The 20,515-nt window shown below is 72.8% G+C and carries 16 protein-coding genes and 1 pseudogene; 16 read left to right on the top strand and 1 reads right to left on the bottom strand.

Translation table 11 applies throughout. From position 1 onward, the window contains the following. The first annotated feature begins 23 nt into the window (after nucleotides 1-23). From ACWCSV_RS30670 to ACWCSV_RS30645, 6 genes and pseudogenes are all read left to right on the top strand, one after another. Nucleotides 24-1,238 (top strand): isochorismate synthase, encoded by a 1,215-nt coding sequence (locus tag ACWCSV_RS30670; protein ID WP_451147788.1) that lies wholly within the window; start codon nucleotides 24-26, stop codon nucleotides 1,236-1,238. Next, nucleotides 1,235-2,926: pseudogene (locus ACWCSV_RS30665) on the top strand ((2,3-dihydroxybenzoyl)adenylate synthase); the annotation flags it as partial. The gene ACWCSV_RS30670 and the pseudogene ACWCSV_RS30665, both read left to right, overlap by 4 nt. Nucleotides 2,927-2,950: 24 nt before the next feature. Continuing rightward, nucleotides 2,951-3,583, top strand: coding sequence for an isochorismatase family protein (locus tag ACWCSV_RS30660; protein ID WP_451147840.1), 633 nt, complete (start codon nucleotides 2,951-2,953; stop codon nucleotides 3,581-3,583). Nucleotides 3,584-3,587: 4 nt separating this feature from the next. Beyond that, nucleotides 3,588-3,815: a phosphopantetheine-binding protein gene (locus ACWCSV_RS30655; protein WP_451147786.1), complete on the top strand. Its 228-nt coding sequence runs from the start codon at nucleotides 3,588-3,590 to the stop codon at nucleotides 3,813-3,815. Beyond that, nucleotides 3,812-7,750 carry an amino acid adenylation domain-containing protein gene (locus ACWCSV_RS30650; protein WP_451147784.1) on the top strand — a complete coding sequence of 1,313 codons (3,939 nt, stop codon included), beginning with the start codon at nucleotides 3,812-3,814 and terminating at the stop codon, nucleotides 7,748-7,750. Before ACWCSV_RS30655 ends, ACWCSV_RS30650 begins: the two co-directional genes overlap by 4 nt. Before the next feature lie 244 nt (nucleotides 7,751-7,994). Further along, nucleotides 7,995-8,516 (top strand): 4'-phosphopantetheinyl transferase family protein, encoded by a 522-nt coding sequence (locus ACWCSV_RS30645; RefSeq protein WP_451147782.1) that lies wholly within the window; start codon nucleotides 7,995-7,997, stop codon nucleotides 8,514-8,516. Nucleotides 8,517-8,599: 83 nt separating this feature from the next. Here the strand turns inward: ACWCSV_RS30645 and fes are convergent, their stop codons facing one another. Further along, nucleotides 8,600-9,868, bottom strand: a complete 1,269-nt coding sequence (gene fes, locus ACWCSV_RS30640) for an enterochelin esterase (protein ID WP_451147780.1) — start codon at nucleotides 9,866-9,868, stop codon at nucleotides 8,600-8,602. Between the two features lie 208 nt (nucleotides 9,869-10,076). Between fes and ACWCSV_RS30635 the strand changes: the two genes are divergently transcribed. The 10 genes from ACWCSV_RS30635 to ACWCSV_RS30590 all read left to right on the top strand — a co-directional run. Beyond that, nucleotides 10,077-12,146: a hypothetical protein gene (locus tag ACWCSV_RS30635; protein WP_451147778.1), complete on the top strand. Its 2,070-nt coding sequence runs from the start codon at nucleotides 10,077-10,079 to the stop codon at nucleotides 12,144-12,146. A 251-nt stretch (nucleotides 12,147-12,397) separates the two neighbouring features. Next, nucleotides 12,398-13,450: a YncE family protein gene (locus ACWCSV_RS30630; RefSeq protein WP_451147776.1), complete on the top strand. Its 1,053-nt coding sequence runs from the start codon at nucleotides 12,398-12,400 to the stop codon at nucleotides 13,448-13,450. A gap of 356 nt (nucleotides 13,451-13,806) precedes the next feature. Continuing rightward, nucleotides 13,807-14,871, top strand: a complete 1,065-nt coding sequence (locus tag ACWCSV_RS30625) for a lipoate--protein ligase family protein (protein ID WP_451147774.1) — start codon at nucleotides 13,807-13,809, stop codon at nucleotides 14,869-14,871. 122 nt (nucleotides 14,872-14,993) lie between these two features. Then, entirely contained in the window at nucleotides 14,994-15,392 is a 399-nt protein-coding gene (locus tag ACWCSV_RS30620; protein WP_451147772.1) for a TOBE domain-containing protein, read from the top strand. A gap of 218 nt (nucleotides 15,393-15,610) precedes the next feature. Further along, nucleotides 15,611-16,444, top strand: a complete 834-nt coding sequence (gene modA / locus ACWCSV_RS30615) for a molybdate ABC transporter substrate-binding protein (RefSeq protein ID WP_451147838.1) — start codon at nucleotides 15,611-15,613, stop codon at nucleotides 16,442-16,444. Between the two features lie 62 nt (nucleotides 16,445-16,506). Beyond that, complete coding sequence (gene modB / locus ACWCSV_RS30610) at nucleotides 16,507-17,346, top strand: molybdate ABC transporter permease subunit (protein ID WP_451147770.1); 840 nt, start codon at nucleotides 16,507-16,509, stop codon at nucleotides 17,344-17,346. After that, nucleotides 17,343-18,434, top strand: coding sequence for an ABC transporter ATP-binding protein (locus ACWCSV_RS30605; protein ID WP_451147768.1), 1,092 nt, complete (start codon nucleotides 17,343-17,345; stop codon nucleotides 18,432-18,434). The genes modB and ACWCSV_RS30605 overlap by 4 nt, the downstream gene beginning before the upstream one ends. Before the next feature lie 197 nt (nucleotides 18,435-18,631). Next, on the top strand, nucleotides 18,632-19,141 hold the full coding sequence (locus tag ACWCSV_RS30600) for a hypothetical protein (protein ID WP_451147766.1): 510 nt from the start codon (nucleotides 18,632-18,634) through the stop codon (nucleotides 19,139-19,141). A gap of 113 nt (nucleotides 19,142-19,254) precedes the next feature. Beyond that, the gene (locus ACWCSV_RS30595) at nucleotides 19,255-20,097 is read left to right on the top strand and encodes a DUF4097 family beta strand repeat-containing protein (protein WP_451147764.1); all 843 of its coding nucleotides are present in this window, start codon (nucleotides 19,255-19,257) and stop codon (nucleotides 20,095-20,097) included. 98 nt (nucleotides 20,098-20,195) lie between these two features. Next, nucleotides 20,196-20,515, top strand: a 320-nt coding sequence (locus tag ACWCSV_RS30590; RefSeq protein WP_451147762.1) for an ATP-binding cassette domain-containing protein, incomplete at its 3' end; no start/stop codon positions are given.

Genomic DNA, 20,515 nt, shown 5'->3' with positions numbered 1-20,515 from the left:
GCCCTCCACCGCAGGAGACACCCATGTCCACCTCCGTGCACGAATCCCCCTCCGCCGCCGGCCTCACCCACCCCGGCTCCGTCGTCCCCGGTGCGGCGACCGCACTGCTCGACGCCTACCGCCCCGGCACCGACCGCTTCGTGGCCTCGCCGACGCGCACCCTGCTCGGCCGCGGGGTGCGCGCCGAAGTGCCTCACGGCACGGACCCGGTGGAGGAGCGCGTACGCGGCGTCCTGCATGCCCAGCGGCAGGGCGGGAACCCCGCACCCGTCGTCGTCGGCTCCCTCCCCTTCGACGCGGACGCCCCCGCCGCGCTGGTGGTCCCCGAGTCCGTCGAGTGGGCGCCCGCGCTGCGCCAGGACCCGCTGGTGGCGCTGCCCGCTCCCGCCGCCGAGGACGGCGGCGCGTGGCAGGTCCGCGAGGTCCCGGCCGCCGCCGAGTACGCCGGGGCAGTCGCCTCCGCCGTACGCCGCATGCGCGCCGGGGAGTTCGCCAAGGTGGTGCTGGCCCGCACCCTGGAGCTGACCGCCCCCGCCGAGCCGGACCTGCCCGCGATGCTGAGCCGGCTCGCCCGCCGCGACCCCGGCGGCTATACCTTCGCGGTGCCCACCGGCCCCGGCCGCACCCTGATCGGGGCGAGTCCCGAGCTCCTGGTCGCCCGGCAGGAGGGGCGGCTCGTCGCCAACCCGCTGGCCGGTTCCGCGCCGCGCAGCCCGGACCTGGCCGAGGACGTCCGCCGGGCCGCCGCGCTGCTGGAATCCCCCAAGGACCTGCACGAACACGCGGTGGTGGTGGCCGCCGTGCGCGAGGCCCTCGCCCCGTTCTGCACCCGCCTCGACGTGCCCGAGCGCCCCACCCTCGTACGGACCGCCACCATGTGGCACCTGTCGACGACGCTCACCGGCGACCTCGCCGACCCGGACACCACCGCGCTGCGGCTCGCCGCCGCCCTGCACCCGACCCCGGCCGTGTGCGGGACGCCCACCCCGGCCGCCCGCGCCGTCATCGCCGAGTCCGAACCGTTCGACCGGGGCGCGTACACCGGCATGGTCGGGTGGCAGGACGCGGACGGCGACGGCGAGTGGGTCGTCACCATCCGCTGTGCCGAGGCCGAGGGCCGCTCGCTGCGCCTGTTCGCCGGGGCCGGTGTGGTGGCCGGCTCCTCGCCCGAGGCGGAGACCGCCGAGACCGGGGCGAAGTTCCGTACCTTCCTGAACGCCGTGGGAGCCCAGCTGTGACCGCCACCGAGCCCGATCCGCTCACCCCGGGGACCCCTGACGCGCTCGCGCCCGAGCACGACCCGCTCGCCCCCGGGAGCCCGGACGCGCCGACCTGGCCCGCGGAGTTCGCCGCGCGCTACCGCGCCGCCGGGTACTGGCGCGGCGAGACCTTCGGCGACTTCCTGCGCGAACGCGCCGCCGCGCACCCCGACCGGACGGCGCTGGTCGACCCGGCGCCGGTCCGCCGCACCTGGACGTACCGCGAACTCGACGAGAGCGCAGACCGGCTGGCCGCGGGGTTCGCCGCCCGGGGGATCGCCAAGGGCGACCGGGTCGTGCTCCAGCTCCCGAACATCGGCGAGTTCATCGAGGTCGTCTTCGCGCTCTTCCGGATCGGCGCGCTCCCCGTGTACGCCCTGCCGGCGCACCGGGAGACCGAGATCGAGCACTTCTGCGCGTTCTCCGAGGCCGTGGCGTACGTCGTACCCGACCGCCACGCCGGCTACGACCACCGTGACCTCGCCTCCCGCGTCAAGAAGCTGACGCCCACCCTGCGCGAGGTCTTCGTGGTGGGCGATCCGGGCGAGCACACCGCGCTAGCCGACGTGCCGGTCGAGCCGACCGGTCCGATCGAGGGCCCCCGCCCGCACGAACTGGCCTTTCTCCAGCTCTCCGGCGGGACCACCGGCGTCTCCAAGCTGATCCCCCGCACTCACGACGACTACATCTACTCGCTGTGGGGGTCCAACGAAATCTGCGGAGTCGACGAGGACACCAGGTTCCTCGTGGTCCTGCCGGCCGCGCACAACTTCCCCATGAGCTCGCCCGGTTGGCAGGGCGTGCTGTACGCGGGCGGCACCGTCGTACTGAGCCCCCGGCCCGACCCGGCGACGGCCTTCCCGCTGGTGGAGCGGGAGCGGATCACCATGACCGGCATGGTGCCCCCGCTCGCGCTGGTCTGGACGGACGCGGCCCCGGCGGCGAAGGAGGACCTGTCGAGCCTGGAACTGGTCCTGGTCGGCGGCGCCAAGTACAGCGAGGAGGCCGCCCGGCGCCTCGGCCCGGCACTGGGCTGCCGGCTGATGCAGGTCTTCGGCATGGCCGAGGGGCTGGTCAACTACACGCGGCTGGACGACGACGAGGAGACGATCGTCACCACGCAGGGCCGCCCGATCTCGGCCGACGACGAGGTCCGCGTCGTGGACGACGCCGACCAGGACGTCCCCGAGGGCGAGTTCGGCCACCTGCTCACCCGGGGGCCGTACACGATCCGGGGCTACTGGCGCGCCCCCGGCCACAACGCGCGGGCCTTCACCGAGGACGGCTTCTACCGGACCGGCGACATCGTGCGCCGCACCCCCACCGGCCACCTCGTGGTCGAGGGCCGGGCGAAGGACCAGATCAACCGGGGCGGCGAGAAGATCGCCCCCGAGGAGGTCGAGAACATCGTCCTCGCCCATCCCGCCGTCCATGACGTCTCGGTCGTCGCGGTCCCCGACCCGTACCTCGGCGAACGCTCCCTGGCCTACGTCATCCTCCGCGAGGCCGCCGGTCCGCTGAAGTCCGTCGAGATCAAGCGGTTCGTCCGCGAGCGCGGCATCGCCGCGTACAAGGTCCCCGATCTGGTCGAGTTCGTCGACGCGTTCCCGCAGACGGGGATCGGCAAGATCAGCAAGAAGAGCCTGCGGTCCGCCGCACCGGCTCGGCACCACGAGGAGAGGCCCGATTCCATGGCACTGCCCGCCATCGCCCCGTATCCGCTGCCCATGGCGGAGGAGTTGCCCGCCAACCGGGTGGCGTGGAAGGCCGATCCGTCCCGTGCGGTGCTGCTCGTCCACGACCTCCAGAACCACTTCCTGAAGGCGTTCCCGGCCGGCGAACAGCCGGTGACCGGCATGCTGGACAACACGGCCCGGGTGCTCGGGAAGTGCCGCGGCCTGGGTGTCCCGGTGGTGCACTCGGCGCAGCGCGGCGGCCAGACCCCCGAGGAGCGCGGCCTCCAACTCGACTTCTGGGGACCCGGGGTGGCGGACGACCCGGCAGCCCTCTCCGGGCCGGAGCGGGTGGCACCCGTGGGGGGCGAGCGTGTCATCACCAAGTGGAAGTACAGCGCGTTCGTCCGCACCGAACTGGACGCGTTCATGCGGGAGCAGGGCCGCGACCAGCTGATCGTCGTCGGCGTGTACGCGCACATCGGCGTGCTGATGAGCGCTGCGGACGCGTGGCAGCGCGACATCCAGGCGTTCGTCGTCGCCGACGCGGTCGCCGACTTCTCCCGCAAGGACCACGACATGGCGCTGCGGTACGCGGCCGGCCGTTGCGCCGTGGTGACCACCGCCGACGCTCTCTTCCAGGAGGTCTGACCCGATGTCCCTCACCCTTGAGCTGATCCGCGCCGACATCGCCGACTCCCTCGGCGAAGACCCCGAGGACATACCGGTCGACGAGAACCTCGTCGACTACGGGCTGGACTCGGTGCGCATCATGGCGCTGCTGGAGCGCTGGCGCCGCGAGCACGATGTGGAAGCCGCCTTCGCGGATCTGGCCGAACAGCCCGCCGTGGAAGCGTGGTTGCCGCTGCTGGTGGCCTCGTGAGCGCCCCGGCGACGAGCCTCGGCGCCCCGGACACCGAGGCGTCGGCCGCGGAAGTCCCGGACACCGTACTACCGCTGACCGCCGCCCAGTCGGGCATGTGGTACGCCCAGGCTCTCGACCCGCTGAGCCCGGCGCTCAACACCGCGGAGTGCGTCGAGATAGACGGCCCCGTCGACCCGGAGCACTTCGCCGCCGCACTGGCGCAGGTGGTCTCCGAGGCCGACGCACTGCGCATCCGGGTGGAGGACTCCCCCGAGGGACCGCGGCAGCGCGTGCGCGGTGTCGTGGAACTCCCGCTTCACATAGCGGACTTGCGGGCGGATCGGGACCCGGACGAGGCCGCCGGGGTGTGGATGAGGGATGATCTCGCCCGCCCCTGCGACCTGGCCCGGGGCCCGGTGTTCGGGCACGCGCTCTTCCGCGTGGGCGAGGAGAGGTGGCTGTGGTACCAGCGCATCCACCACCTCGCCATGGACGGTTTCGGCTACTCCCTGCTCGTACGCCGTACCGCCGAGGTCTACAGCGCGCTGGCCGCCGGCGAGGCGCCCGCCGCGACGCCGTTCCGGCCGCTGGCCGAACTCGTCGCACAGGACGCCGAGTACCACGCCTCCGAAGCCCTTCCGGCCGACCGGGCGCACTGGAGCGAGGCGTTCGCCGACCGCCCCGAGGCGCCCCAGCTCGCGGGGCGGGGCGCGCTGCCCTCCCGGACCTCGCTGCGCCGCACGGCCTCGCTCCCGGCGGAGACGACGGAACACGTGAGGGAGTTGGCATCCCGGTTGCGGGCGACCTGGCCGGAGGTGCTGATCGCCGCCCAGGCCGTCTACGCCTCCCGGGCGACCGGCCGCTCGGACGTCGTGCTCGGGCTGCCCATGATGGGCCGGATGGGTTCGGTCGCCCTGCGGGTGCCGGGCATGGTGATGAACGTCCTGCCGCTGCGCCTGGAGGTCTCCCCCGAGGCGGACTTCGCGCAGCTGGTGCGCCAGGTCGTCCTGGGCATCCGTACGGTGCGCCGCCATCAGCGCTACCGCTACGAGGACATCCGCCGCGACCTCGGTCTGCTCGGCGAGAGCCGCGCTCTGGTCGGCCCGCTGGTGAACGTCATGCCCTTCGACTACGACGTGCGCTTCGCGGGATCGCCCGTGCGGGCCCGCAACCTTTCGGCCGGCCAGGTCGAGGACCTCACGGTCAACATCTACGACCGGGCCGACGGCCGGGGGCTGCTCGTCGACTACGACGCCAACCCGGCCCTCTACACGGAGGACGGGCTCGCGGCCCACCAGGACCGGTTCACCGGTCTCGTCGCCCGGCTCGCCGAGGCGGACCCGCGTCTGCCGCTCGCCGCGCACACCATCGCCACTCCGGGCGAAGCCTCGCTGATCCTCGGGGAGTTCAACCGTACGGAGCGTGAGCTCCCGGCGACGAACCTGATCGGCCCCATCGAGGCGCAGGCCCGCAGGACGCCCGCCGCGACGGCCCTGGTGTACGGCGAGGAGGCACTCACGTACGCGGAGCTGAACGCCCGCGCCAACCGGCTGGCCCGGCATCTGAGGGCCCTCGGCGCGCGCCCGTACACGGTGGTGGCCCTCTCGGTCCCCCGGTCGGTCGAGCTGATCGTGACGTTGCTGGCGATCCTGAAGACGGGCGCGGCCTATCTCCCGCTCGACCCGGACTATCCGGAACAGCGCCTGCTGGACATGCTGCGGGACGCGGCACCCGTCTGCGCGGTGACCGACCGGGCGGGCAGGCTGCCGGACGGCGGCGCCACCCCCCTCGTCGTGCTGGCGGGTCTCGACGTCTCGGACCGGCTGCCGACCGACCTGTGCCGCCCCCTCACCCCCGCCCACCCGGCGTACGTCATCTACACCTCGGGCTCCACCGGACGCCCCAAGGGGGTCGTCGTCCCGCACGGGGCGATCGACAACCGGCTGCGGTGGATGCAGGACACCTACCGGCTGGCCGCCGGGGACCGGGTGCTGCAGAAGACCCCGTCCTCGTTCGACGTGTCGGTCTGGGAGTTCTTCTGGCCGCTGCGCGAGGGCGCGACCCTCGTCGTCGCGGAGCCCGGCGGGCACCGCGATCCGACGTACCTGGCCCGTCTCGTCCGCGAACAGGCCGTCACCACCCTGCACTTCGTGCCGTCGATGCTCCAGGTCTTCCTCGCCGAGCCGGAGGCCGCGCGGTGCACCGGCGTCACCCGGGTGTTCTGCAGCGGCGAGGCGCTGGCCCGCGAGACCGCGAACCTCTTCGCGCGTACCCTGCCGGGCGCCGGGCTGCACAATCTGTACGGCCCGACCGAGGCGGCCGTCGACGTCACCCACCACACCTGTGCGGCCCAGGGCGGTGGACCGGTGCCCATCGGGCGTCCGGTGTGGAACACCCGGCTGTACGTGCTGGACGCGGCGCTCCAGCTCTGCCCGCCCGGGGTTCCCGGAGAACTCTTCCTCGCCGGGCGGCAGTTGGCCGAAGGTTATCTGGACCGCCCCGAGCTGACGGCGGCCCGTTTCGTGGCCGACCCCTTCGGCCCGGCCGGCAGCCGCATGTACCGGACCGGTGACCTGGCGCGGTGGACCGCGAACGGCGAGGTCGAGTACCTCGGGCGCACCGACCACCAGGTGAAGTTGCGGGGCCAGCGCATCGAACTCGGTGAGATCGAGGCGGCCCTGTCGGCGCAGCCCGGGGTGGAGGGTGCCTGCGCTCTCGTCCGCGAGGACGACGGCGAACAGCGCCTCGTCGGTTACGTCCAGGGGCGGGCGGACCCTGCCGAGGTGCGGGCCGCGCTGACGCGCGTGCTGCCGGACCACATGGTCCCGGCGGCGGTGGTCGTCCTCGCGGCGTTCCCGCTGAGCCCGGCCGGCAAGCTGGACCGACGCGCGCTGCCGGCACCGGTGTTCACCGGCGGCAAGGGGGACCGGCGCCCGTCCGGGGCGCTGGAGGAGAAGCTGACCCGGCTCTTCGCCGACGTCCTCGGCGTCGAGGGGGCCGGCCCCGACGACGCGTTCTTCGATCTCGGCGGCACCTCGCTGCTCGCGATGAAACTGGTGGCGCGGGTACGGGAGGAGTGCGCGACGGAGCTGACGATCGGCTCGCTCTTCGAGACGCCGACCCCGGCCGCCCTGGCGGCACGCCTCGTGGGCCCCGGCGCGGGAGCCGACGACGCGCTGGACGTCCTGTTGCCGCTGCGCGGTGGCAGCGGCCGTCCCCCGGTCTTCGCGTTCCACCCGGCGGGCGGTATCGCCTGGTGCTACGCGGGCCTCTCGGCCCGCCTCGGCGCCGGACAGCCGCTGTACGCCGTCCAGGTGCGCGGGCTGACCGACGACGAGCCGCCGGCGGCGACGCTGCGGGACCAGGCCCTGGACTACGCCGGGCGGCTGCGTGCCGTCCAGCCCCACGGGCCGTACCGGCTGGTGGGCTGGTCGGTGGGCGGTGTCCTCGCGCAGGCCGTGGCGGTACTGCTCCAGGAGGCGGGCGAGGAGGTCGAACTCCTCGCGCTGCTCGACGCGTTCCCGTCCGAGATGTGGCGCGCGCGCCCGGCCCCCGAGGAGGGCGACGCGCTCACGGCGGTGCTGCGGATGGCCGGCTTCGAGCGCACGGACGAACGGACCCGGGACGACGTCCTGGCCACCCTGCGCAGGGCGGGCAGCCCGCTCGCCGGGCTCAGCGGCCGTACCCTGTCCAGGATCGTCGACATCGTGCCGCACCACGCGCGGCTGATGCGCGAGCACCGGCACGGCACCTTCCGGGGCGACGTGCTGTTCTTCACGGCCGCCGCGCCGAGGGCCGAGGACTGGCTCACCCGGGAGGCCTGGCGTGCCCATGTGACGGGCGAGATCGTCAACCACGATCTCGACTGCACCCACGCGCGGCTCCTCCAGGGCGATAACCTCGACACCGTCGCGACCGTCCTCGCGGCCCGGCTGAAGGAGCTCGACGGATGACCGCCCCGACCTGCCCGTCCGCCCCCGCACGCGCGTCCGCCCGGTGGTGAGTACGCCGGCAACGGCGCGGCCCTGGACGCCGGGAGACCGGCCTCCGGGGCCGTCCGCGCTGGACGGCGGGGGCCCGCTGCTGTGGTCGGTGCGCCCCTGGGGCCCGGCCCCTTCGGCCCCGAACCTTCCTGTCGTTCTCGACGAGGAGGAGCGGCGCCGGGCCGCGGCGTTCCGGCGCCCGGAGGACCGGGCGATGTACACGGCCTCGCACACGGCGTTGCGCGTGCTGCTGGGCGGAGTTCTGGAGCTCCCGCCCGCGCGGGTGGCGCTGGTCCGGCTGGCGTGTCCGGGGTGCGGCGCTCTCCACGGCAGGCCCGCTGTCGCGGGGCCCGCCGGTGAGCGGGTGCACTTCTCGCTGTCGCACACGGACGGCCTGGCGGTGGTGGCGCTGGCCGCCCGGCCGGTCGGGGTGGACGTCGAGCGGCCACCCTCGGCGCAGACGGCCGCGGACGTGGCGAGGTCCCTGCACCCGTCCGAGCAGGCGGAGTTGGCGGGCATCACGGCGGCGGAGCGGCCTGTCGCCTTCGCCCGGTGCTGGACCCGCAAGGAGGCTTACCTCAAGGGCACCGGCGAGGGGCTCACCGGCGAGGCGCTGGGCGGCGCCTATCTGGGTACGGGGCCGTCCCCGGCCGCGCCTCCGGCCGGCTGGGCTCTGACCGACGTCGAGGTACCGGCCGGATTCGTCGCGGCGTGCGCGGTGAGAGTGGCGGGGTAGGCGGTACGCCCTTCCGGGCCCTGGCGGGGCGGGGTAGGCGGTACGGACTCCGGGCCCCGGCGCGGCCGGGCCTGCCGTACGGGTCAGGCTCCGGGGCCCAGCAGTGCGGTCAGCCCGTCCGCCATTTCCGTACGCCACCACAGGTAGTCGTGGCCGCCGTTGAACTCGCGGTAGTGGTGGTCGTATCCGGCTTCTTCGAGGACGTCACGCAGCCGCCGGGCGGCGGGCAGCGCGACCCACTCCTGCTCACCGAAGGAGAGCCGGAACCGCACCGGGCGGCGCGGGGCGGCGGCGATCCGGCCGGTGAGCCACTCCGGGTCCGGCCCGTTCGGCCACCAGTAGGAGGCCGACTGGACCAGGGCGTTGCCGAAGCGGTGCGGGGCCGTCAGCGCCGTGTACGTCGCCGACAGACCGCCCAGGCTCTGCCCGGCGATCACGGTGCGCGCCGGATCGTCCGTGAGCGGCAGCCTCCGCGCGGCCCACGGGATCAGCTCCTCCGCCAGGAAGGACGCGTGGGCGGGCCGGCAGGCGAGGTCCCGCCAACGTGAGCCGGAGTCGACGGAGTCCACCAGGATCGCGGCCGTCGGCGGGATCCGGCCGTCCGCGACGAGGTTGTCGAGGAGGGTCGCCAGTCCCAGCTCCGGCTGCCAGTGCTCGCCGTCCAGCATCACCAGCACGGGGAGTCCGGCCGGTCCGGTGGTACCGCCGGCCGGAGCGGGCGGTTCGTACAGCCAGACCCGGCGTTCCTCCCGCAGGTGCTCGCTGGGGACGCTGTGCCCGGTCACCGTGCCCCGGGGCGTACCGGGGCGGGGTTCCCAGTCCGAGGCGGACCGGGACTTCCGGATCTCCGCCCAGGACACCGCTTCACCTCCCCAGCGGCGAGGCAGGCGGCGGGAGTTGAACGGGTCCGGGCGGCTCCGGGTCCGCAGCCACTGCCAGTAGCCGGGCTCTCCGGCCTCGGGGCCGTCGCCCTCGTCCACGTGGAAGTCGTACGTACCGCGCCAGTCGCGGCGCAGCCGGAGCGTCCAGTGCCAGATGTCCGTGCCGGGGTGGCGCTCCATCATGTTGTCCCCGGGATTGCGCGGGTCGCCGAGTTTGTTGGGCATGACCTGGACCGCCCGGGTCGCTTCCGTGCCACGCCAGAGGAAGGTGACCGCCGCCTGATCGGGGCTGCCCTGCGGATCGGGGGCGACCAGCGGCGTCCCCCGCTCGCGCACCCGCTGCCAGAACTCCTCGACCCCTTCCGGCCCGGGCAGTTGGACGCCGGGCGCCGCGAGGAACGGAACCGCGTCGGGGCGGGCCGTCCTGGGCGGATGGAGGGGAGCCCCCTCGGGCGGTGCGGACGCGAACATGCGGGCGAACTCCGAAGAACGGCAACAAGTAAGGCTTACCTTACCTCGCGCGGACCCTCCCCCACCCGCGCGGGCCTCCGTGAATTTTCCAAGATTGGTTAGGCTAACCTAACTAAATGTTGGCGACATCCTGCCGTACAGGCCAGTGGACGCCGCATCCCTCCCATGCACTTTTCCTTGCCTTCTTCTTGCCTGCCAGGAGCACGCCATGAGCGCAGACAGACCTGTCCGTACCTCCGTACCGCCGCTGCGCGGTCCCCGTGGCCGGGTCGCGCGGGTGGCCGCGCTCACCGCAGGGGCGACCCTGGGCCTCGGCGTGCTGTCGATGCCGCTCGCCTCGGCGAGCGACTCGGCGGCGACCGGAACGGCGGCATCGGCGGCTGACGAGGCGTCGACTCCCGCCGTCACCCTCGGATCGACCTCGGTGAAGCCGGGCGGAGAGGTGTCGTTCACCGCGACGGGTTTCCCGGCGGACAGCAAGGTCAGCGTCAAGCTCGACGACGCCGCGCTCCTCGCCCAGTTCACCAGCGGCCCCGACGGCAGCGTCTCCGGCACCGTCACCATCCCCACCGACACGGCTCCCGGCACCAGCCACTGGCTCCGCCTCCTCGCCCCCCGGACCAGCGTCAGGAGCGCCGGACTCACCGTCACCACGACACCGTCGGTCGCTCTCGGCACCACGTCCGTGAAGGCGGGCGGCAGCGTCTCGTTCACCGCGACCGGTTTCCCGGCGGACAGCAAGGTCAGCGTCAAGCTCGACGACGCCGCGCTCCTCGCCCAGTTCACCAGCGGCCCCGACGGCAGCGTCTCCGGCACCGTCACCATCCCCACCGACACGGCTCCCGGCACCAGCCACTGGCTCCGCCTCCTCGCCCCCCGGACCAGCGTCAAGAGCGCCGGACTCACCGTCACCGCGGCCACCACCACGCCCGAGCCGGCCACACCGAAGATCCGGCTCGGCACCACGAAGGTCGCCGCGGGCGGCACCGTGTCCTTCTCGCTGTCCGGCTTCGTCCAGGGCCAGGACGTCACGGTCAAGCTCGACGACCAGGCGATCCTGAAGCAGTGGACCGCCGCCGTGAAGGCGGACGGCACGTTCTCGGGTACGGTCACCGTCCCCGCGACCGCGGCCAAGGGCGCGCACTGGCTGCGCATCCTCGCCCCGGAGCCCTCCACCAGCCTGAAGGCCGACTTCACCGTCACCTCCTCGTCCTCCACGGGCGGTGCGAGCAGCGGCGGTTCCAGCAGCGGCGGCAGCGGCGCGGGCGGCAGCTCCTCGGGCGGATCAACCGGCGGTACGAGCACGGGCGGTAGCGGCACGGACGGTACCGGCACCGGCAGCAGTTCCGGCGGCTCGTCCACCGGCGGCACCGCCGCCTCCGGTACCTCCGCCACCATCACCGCCGGTTCGAGCGTCGCCGCCGGCGGCAAGGTGTCCTTCCGGCTGACGGGTTACCCCGCGGGCCAGCAGATCACCGTGAAGTTCGACGACGCCGAGATCATCGGGCAGTGGCCCGGCGGCATCGCGGCGGACGGCACGTTCTCGGGTACGGTCACCGTCCCCGCGACCGCGACCAAGGGTGCGCACTGGCTGCGCTTCCTCGCCCCCAACCCGTCCACCAGCACGAAGGCCGGCTTCACCGTCACCTCCGGCGCGGACCCCTCGGCCGCCGGCAGCGGTACGGGTGGTGCGAGCGCGACGGCGGCCACCGGCACCACCGCCGCGGGCGGGTCGGCCGCGGCGATTCCCGCCGCCACGGGAGCGCCCGCGAGCGCCGCCAACGCGAGCGGGGCAAAGGCGGAGATCACCGCCAGCGAGGTCCGGCCGGGCGGGAAACTGCACTTCAAGGTCGTGAAGTTCCCCGCCTCACAGGTCGTCACCATCAAGCTCGACGACGACGCCATCCTCGGCCAGTGGGACGTCGATGCCGAGGGATCGTTCGAGGGAGACGTGGAGATCCCGGCCGAGGTGACGCCCGGCGCGCACTGGCTGCGCTTCCTCGCTCCGAACCCCGCCACGACACTCAAGGTCGACTTCACCGTACTGGCCGCCGATGCCGCCTCGGCCTCCCCCTCCTCCTCGGAAACGGCGGCGACCACCACCGACGCGACGGTCAACGCCGCCTCGGTGCGGAACGTCGGTACCGGGGTCTCGTACGCGACGATCGCCTGGGCAGCCGGAGCCGCGGCCGTCGGCGGTGCCGCAGGAGCGGCGGGCGCAACGACCTTCATCCTGCGCCGGCGCAAGCCGCAGCAGGAGCAGCCCGCAGCCATCTGACGTTCGGTCACCTCTCCAAAGAAGCAAGGGCACGGGACAGCCGTCCTGGCCAACTTCGGCACCATCGCGAGGCGTTGCGCACCTGACCGTGCGCGACGCCTCGCGGCGCATTTGACGGACCGCAGGTTCACCACCACCAGGAACTGTGATGCACACCACCCGGAAAGGCGCAGAACTTAGGTAAGGCTAAGCTAACCTCATAAGTAACACCGCGCCACAAGAGGCGCACCAGTCAAGGAGATTGACGCAGCATGACGTCTGTTACCCGCCGCTCCCTCAGCACCGCCGTCGTCCTCGCCGTCGGCGGTTCGCTGGCTCTGGCCGGCACGGCGACTGCCGGCGCCACGACCCACAAGGGCGGATCCGCCTCCACCGTCACCTCCGCCTCGCTGGCCACGGGCCTGTACCAGTCCTCGTACTCCGAGCGGAACCACGTGCTGTGGACGACCACCGCCGTGGGCCGCCCGCCGGTCACCAACTCCAGCCTGCTGAAGGTGGACCCGCGCACCCTGAAGGTCGAGAAGACCATCGTGCCGCCGGTCACGGACGCGGCGACCGGCGCGGTCGAGGCCGTCTACGGTGTCGCGGTGGACGACGAGCACAACACCGTGTGGACGACCAACACCCGCAACAACACGGTCTCGGTCTACAGCCAGAAGACCGGCGCACACCTCGCCACCCTGCCGGACGTGGCGCACGGCCGTGACATCGTGGTGGACGAGAAGCACGACACGGTGTGGGCGAGCAGCTTCGCCGGTGCGAGCCTGGTCGCGTTCGACTCCAAGACCCTCAAGGAGAAGGGCCGGGTCACCATCGAGGGTTCGAGCCCGACCGGCCTCACGCTGAACGAGAGGACCGGCGCGGTCTACACCGCCGACATGAACAACGACCGCGTCATCGAGGTCGCCCCGCACAAGGCGCCGCGCTTCATCCCGGCGGGCGACGGCGCGATCTCGGTCGCCCTCTCCGCCAACGGCAAGACCGCGTACACCGCGAACCAGACCGCCGGCACCCTCTCGGTCATCGACCTGAAGAAGGGCGCCGTCACGTCGACCGTCACCACCGGCAACGGCCCGCTGGCCGTCGCCACCGACAAGAAGTCGGGCCGCGTGCTCGTCGTCAACCGCACCGACGCCGACGTGACGGTCGTCGACCCGAAGAAGGGCGCCGTCGTCGAGACCCTCGCCACGGGCGCCAACCCGAACCACGTCACGGTCGCGGACGGTGTCGCGTACGTCGTGGACAAGTCCGGCTCGGGCACGGACGGCAAGGACCTGATCCACCGCATCGTCCTGGGTCACTGACCCCCGGGCCCGCCACCGGCCTCGTACGACGGACGGCCGTGACCTGCGACGGCCGACGGCCCGCGCCCTACCGCTCCGGCGGAGGTTGTGGGCCGTCGGCCGTCGCGGTCCGTGTCGCCGGCCACGGAGCGGGCAGGCGGGGCTCCGTCGCGGATGCCGACGACGGCCGCGCAACGGAACTCCGGGCGGGGAGCGGTGGCCTGCCCGTGCCGGCCCCACGACGGCGTTCGGACGAAGCGGCGAGCCCGCCGGACACGAGCGAGCATTAAAGTGCGATACGGAGCATGTGCGCGCTTTCTGAAGACTTCGGAGCAACAGGCTCACGGGCCACATCGCGCGCTGAGGGGAGCACGGCCGTGCATGGTGAGTACAAGGTGCCCGGCGGCAAGCTGGTCGTCGTGGACCTGGAGGTGGAAGGGGGTGCCCTGCGCGGCGTACGGGTCGCCGGGGACTTCTTCCTGGAACCCGACGAGGCCATCACGGCCGTCGACGCGGCGCTGGAGGGAGCACCCGCCGACACCGATGCCGCCGGGCTGGCCGCGCGCGTGGAGGCGGCTCTGCCCGAGGGCACGGTGATGTACGGGATCACCACCGAGGGCATCGCGGTGGCGGTGCGGCGCGCGCTCGCCCACGCCACGGACTGGACCGACTACGACTGGCAGTTCATCCACGAGGGTCCCCAGTCCCCCGAACTCCACATGGCGCTCGACGAGGTACTCACCGAGGAGGTGGCCGCCGGGCGCCGTGCCCCGACGCTCCGCGTCTGGGAGTGGGGCGCCCCGGCGGTGATCATCGGCAGCTTCCAGTCGCTGCGGAACGAGGTCGACCCGGAGGGCGCAGCCCGCCACGGTGTACGGGTGGTGCGCCGGATCTCCGGGGGCGGGGCCATGTTCGTGGAGGCGGGGAACACCATCACGTACTCCCTGTCGGTGCCGGCCTCGCTCGTCTCGGGGCTCTCGTTCGCGGACTCGTACGCCTATCTCGACGACTGGGTCCTGGCGGCTCTCGGCGACATGGGCATCAAGGCCTGGTATCAGCCGCTCAACGACATCGCGACCGAGGTCGGGAAGATCGCGGGTGCCGCCCAGAAGCGGGTGACCGGGCCGAAGGGCGGTCCCGGGGCGGTGCTGCACCACGTGACCATGAGCTACGACATCGACGCGGACAAGATGCTCGAAGTGCTCCGCATCGGCAAGGAGAAGATGTCCGACAAGGGTACGAAGTCGGCCAAGAAGCGAGTCGATCCGCTCCGGCGCCAGACCGGGCTGCCGCGAGAGACGGTCATCGAGCGGATGGTCGACTCCTTCCGCAACCGTTACGGGCTCACCGACGGCCGCGTCACGGCCGACGAGCTCGCGCGCGCGGAGGAGCTGGCCGCCACCAAGTACAGCGGTGACGAGTGGACCGCCCGCGTGCCGTAGTTCCGGACGCAGGACCGGCCGCCCGGTACCGGCACAGTGCGCCCGACCTGCGACGGCGGACGGTATCCGCGCGCGCCGTCCGCGCTTGCGTCCGCGAGGACCGGGAACCTACGGTGACGCCCATGCAGTCCTACACGATCGGCCAGGCGGCCCGTCTCCTGGGCGTGAGCCCGGACACCGCACGACGGTGGGCCGACGCGGGCCGGGTGGCCACGCACCGCGACAAGAGTGGGCGCCGGCTCATCGACGGCGGGGATCTGGCGGCCTTCTCCGTCGAGGTCGCCGGGAGCGCGGGCGGGAGCGAGGACGAGGTTCCGTACACGTCCGTCCGCAACGCCTTCGCGGGCATCGTCACGGCGGTGAAGCTCGGTGATGTCGCCGCACAGGTCGAGATCCAGGCCGGGCCGCACCGGCTGGTCTCCCTGCTGACGCGCGAGGCGGTGGAGGAACTGGGCCTGGAGGTCGGCATGGAGGCCACCGCCCGCGTCAAGTCGACCAACGTGCACATCGACCGCGTCTGATCCGGGTCACCCCCGCACCCCAGCCCCGGGACCACGTGGTTCCGGGGCTGACGCATGTCCGAAAACGGGCCGCCGCGGTAACGCTACCGAACCGCATATGCCCCATGCGAAGCATCAGTATCACGGCTATTGCCAGGTAATTGTTATCTTCCCCCTTGCATCTGCGCCGGTATGATCGGTCCGTGCATCTGTGCCGACCAGAGGGAGCAGACCCCGTGATCACCCGTTCCGCACGCCGGACCCGTAGGACCCTGCAGTGGACGGGCGTGGGAGTCGCCGCGCTGCTGGCGCTGAGCGCCTGCTCCTCCTCCGACGACTCCTCGTCCGGCACCGCCACCGCCTCGGCTTCCGCGTCGGCCGACGTCACTCCGAAGCTCTCCGGCACGGTGACCGTGTTCGCCGCCGCGTCGCTCAAGGAGAGCTTCACGACCCTGGGTGCCACGTTCGAGAAGGCCCATCCGGGGACGAAGGTCACCTTCAACTTCGGGGGCAGCGACAGCCTGGCCGCCGGGATCACCCAAGGCGCCCCGGCCGACGTCTTCGCCGCCGCCAGCACCAAGACGATGGCGATCGTCACCGACGCGAAGGACGCGGTGGGCACGCCCGCCACCTTCGTGCGCAACCAGCTGGAGATCGCCACCCTGCCCGGCAATCCGGACAAGGTCGCCACCCTCAAGGACCTCACGGACTCGAGTCTGAAGGTCGTGCTCTGCGACAAGACGGTGCCCTGTGGTGCCGCCGTGCAGAAGGCCCTGGACGCCGCCGGGCTCAGGCTCACCCCTGTCAGTTACGAGCAGGACGTGAAGAGCGCGCTCACCAAGGTGGAGCTCAAGGAGGCCGACGCGGCCGTGGTCTACAAGACCGATGTGAAGGCCGCGGGTGACAAGGTGGAGGGTGTGGAGTTCCCCGAGTCCGCCGACGCCGTCAACGACTACCCGATCACGCTGCTGAAGAACGCCCCCAACGCCGAGGCGGCGAAGGCGTTCATCGAGCTGGTGCGGTCCGCCGAGGGCCAGCAGGTGCTGACCGGGGCGGGGTTCATCAAGCCGTGAATCGGCACTCCGCGTCCGACGCCGTGACGGGCCCTTCGGTGGGCCGGTCACGGCTTCGCCGCGTGCGGAGCGACAGCACGGGCCGGAGCGGTGGGAAGGGGCGTGTCGGCGGTACGGGCCGGCGCGGCCGGGTTCCGCTGCCGCTGCTGCTGCCCGCCCTGCTGGGCCTGGTGTTCCTGCTGCTGCCGATGGTCGCCCTGCTCGTACGGGCCCCCTGGCGGAGCATGCCGGAGCAGTTGTCCAGTACGGAGGTCTGGCAGGCGCTCCAGTTGTCGCTGATCTCGGCCACCGCCGCCACCGCGGTGAGTCTGGTGCTGGGCGTGCCGCTCGCCTGGGTGCTGGCGCGCACCGACTTCCCCGGGCGCGGCTTCGTACGGGCCCTGGTGACACTGCCGTTGGTGCTGCCGCCGGTGGTGGGCGGTGTGGCGCTGCTGCTGGCGCTCGGCCGCAACGGTGTGGTGGGGCAGTGGCTGGACTCCTGGTTCGGCATCACCCTGCCGTTCACCACGGCGGGGGTGATCGTGGCCGAGGCGTTCGTGGCCATGCCGTTCCTCGTCATCAGCGTGGAGGGCACGCTGCGGGCCGCCGACCCGCGGTACGAGGAGGCGGCCGCCACCCTGGGCGCCTCCCGCTTCACGGCGTTCCGGCGGGTCACCCTGCCACTGATCGCCCCGGGCATCGCGGCGGGTGCCGTACTGGCCTGGGCCCGCGCGCTGGGCGAGTTCGGGGCGACGATCACCTTCGCGGGCAACTTCCCGGGCCGGACGCAGACCATGCCGCTGGCCGTCTACCTCGCCCTGCAGGACGACCCGGAGGCCGCCATCGCGTTGAGCCTGGTACTGCTGACGGTGTCGATCGCGGTGCTGGCGGGGCTGCGCGACCGCTGGATGACGGCGTCATGACGGCTACGTCCGCCTCCGCCTCCGAAGTTCCGGACTCCCCGGCATCGGCCGAGGGGCTCGACGCCCGGCTCGTCGTGGACCGGGGCGCCTTCCGCCTGGACGTGGAGCTGAGCGCCCGGCCCGGCGAGGTCGTCGCCCTGCTGGGGCCGAACGGCGCCGGGAAGACCACGGCGCTGCGCGCGCTCGCGGGCCTGACCCCGCTCTCCGAGGGCCGTCTACGGCTGGACGGGGCCGCGTTGACCGGCACACCGCCGGAGTCCCGTCCGGTCGGAGTCGTCTTCCAGGACTATCTGCTCTTCCCCCATCTGTCGGCCCTGGACAACGTGGCCTTCGGACCCCGCTGCCGGGGCGTGCGCAAGTCCGAGGCGCGGGCCCAGGCTGCCGCGTTGCTGGACCGCATGGGACTGACCGACCGGGCCGGGGCGAAGCCGCGCCGGCTCTCCGGCGGCCAGGCGCAGCGCGTCGCACTCGCCCGCGCCCTGGCCACCCACCCCCGGCTGCTGCTGCTCGACGAGCCGCTGGCCGCGCTCGACGCGCGCACCCGCCTCGACGTACGGTCCCAGCTCCGGCGCCATTTGGCCGAGTTCGAGGCGGTCGCGGTACTGGTCACGCATGACCCGCTGGACGCGATGGTCCTCGCCGACCGGCTGGTCGTGATCGAGCACGGCCGGGTCGTCCAGGAGGGTGCGCCGTCGGACATCGCCCGCCGCCCGCGTACCGACTACATCGCGCAACTCGTCGGGCTCAACCTCTACCGGGGGCAGGCCGAGGGCCACACCGTCCGGCTCGACGCCGGTCCGGCGATCACCACCACCGAGGAGCTCACCGGACCGGCGTTCGTGGCGTTCCCCCCGAACGCGGTCACCCTGCACCGGGAGCGTCCCACCGGCTCCAGCGCCCGCAACCTCTGGCGGTGCGAGGTCGACGGGCTGGAGACGCACGGCGACCAGATCCGCGTGGACCTCGCGGGCGAGCTCCCGCTGGCCGCCGACCTCACCACGGTCGCCGCCGCCGAACTCGACCTGCACCCGGGCGCCACGGTCTGGGCCGCGGTCAAGGCCGCGCAGACCCACGCGTACCCGGCCTGAGGCCCCGCCCGACACCACGTGGCGCGACCTGGCACCACCTGGCACCATCTGGCGGCACGCCACCCTGCACGGCACCACGCGCGCGCCACGCGGCACTCTTTCATTCCCGCAGGTCAGAGCGGTGCCGTCAGAGGGGCAGCCGCGCACTGGCTCACACCCACTTGCAGATGGCGCCAAAGTGGTGCCATTATGGCGTCATGGATCTCACCCCGTATGTCGACACCCTCCGCCGCGAACTCGCGGTGGCCGCCGATGCCGGCGGCGACGAAGCCCGCGAGCTGGCGGAGCGACTCACCGCCCCCCTGGAGTCGGCGACCCGGCTGACCCTGCTCAACGTGCTCTCCGCCGCGATGGACGAGGTCACCCGCGAGCTCGCCCCGGGCTCGGTCGACGTACGGCTGCGGGGACTCGACCCCGACTTCGTGGTGACACGACCGCCCACCGACTCCCCTGCGGCGCCCGCCGCCCCCGTCGAACCGCCCCCCTCCCTGACGCCTGCCGACGGCGACGAGGGCGGCACCGCCCGCGTCAACCTGCGCCTGCCGGCCCACCTCAAGACGCGCGCCGAGGAGGCCGCGAGCCGCGAGGGCCTGTCGGTCAACGCTTGGCTCGTACGGGCCGTGTCGGCTGCCGTCGACGGCAGCCGGCCGCGCACGACGGAGAAGGCACAGGCACTCGGGCAGAGCTTCACCGGCTGGGTCCGCTGAAGACCGTCCCGGCCTGAAGCCTCCCGCGGCCGGCACCAGCCCAGCACATCCCTCATCCATGACCTCGTCCCACCAGCAGGGACGACCTCAAGACCCCGGAGGACGGGACAGCCATGCCTTCTTTCGACACCCCCGAAGCGATCTCGGTCACCGCACGCGTGGAGGCCGGCTCCATCCAGTTCACCGCGGACGACCGCCCCGACACCGTCGTCTCGGTGCGCCCCCGCGACCCGAAGCGGGACATGGACGTGCGGGCGGCCGGCCAGACCGAGGCGACGTACGCGAACGGCACACTGAGCATCAGGACGCCCAAGTCCGGCCTGTTCGGCCGTACCGGCGTCGTCGACGTCACCGTCGAACTGCCGTCGGGCTCGCGCATCGACCTGACCGGCGCGTGGACCCAGGTACTCGGCGAGGGGCGCCTCGGCGAGGTCCGCGTGAAGACCTCGTCCGGCGACGTCCGCCTCGACACGACCGGCCCCCTCCATCTGACCGCCTCCCACGGCTCGATCACCGTGGACCGGATCGAGGGCAAGGCCGAGATCACCACCAGCTCCGGGAGCCTGCGCGTCGGGGTCGTCGACGGGCCGGGCGTACTGAAGAACTCGCACGGCACCACCACCGTCCGGGCCGCGACCGGCGAACTGCGGGTGAGCGGCGCCCACGGCGACATCGAGATCCACCGCGCGGAGGACTCCGTCACCGCCACCACCGCCTACGGCACCTTGCGCGTGGGCGATGTGGTCCGCGGCACGCTCCAGCTGGAGACGAACTACGGGGCCATCGAGATCGGCATCCGGGAGGGCTCGGCCGCCTGGCTCGACGCGAGTTCGGGCTCGGGCCAGGTACGCAACACGCTCGCCGCTTCCGAGGCGCCGGCCGATTCCGACAGCACCGTCAAGGTCCGCGCACGCACCCGGCACGGCAACATCGACATCCGCCGCGCCGCGGCCTGACCGCGCGGGAGGGCCGGCTCCGGCCGCCCTCCCCACCCCCCACCCCCCTCACCTCCTTCCTTCGTTCGACCGCGAGGACCCTCATGCCAACTCATGTCATGCCCACGTCCAAAACGGCGGCCCACCCGTCCCCGGCCGCCGTCTCCGCCATCGGTCTGCGCAAGTCCTACGGTGACAAGGCCGTCCTCGACGGCATCGACCTGCGCATTCCGGCCGGGTCCGTGTTCGCGCTCCTCGGCCCGAACGGTGCCGGCAAGACCACCGTCGTCAAGATCCTCTCGACCCTCATCACCGCCGAGGGCGGACAGGTCCAGGTGGCGGGTCACGACCTGGCCGCCGCCCCCCAGGCGGTACGGGCCTCGATCGGGGTCACCGGCCAGTTCTCCGCGGTCGACGGACTGATCACCGGCGAGGAGAA

Source organism: Streptomyces sp. NPDC001770 (assembly GCF_053596135.1).
The sequence above is the reverse complement of the archived record's forward strand: the minus strand, read 5'-3'. Positions and strand labels throughout refer to the sequence as shown.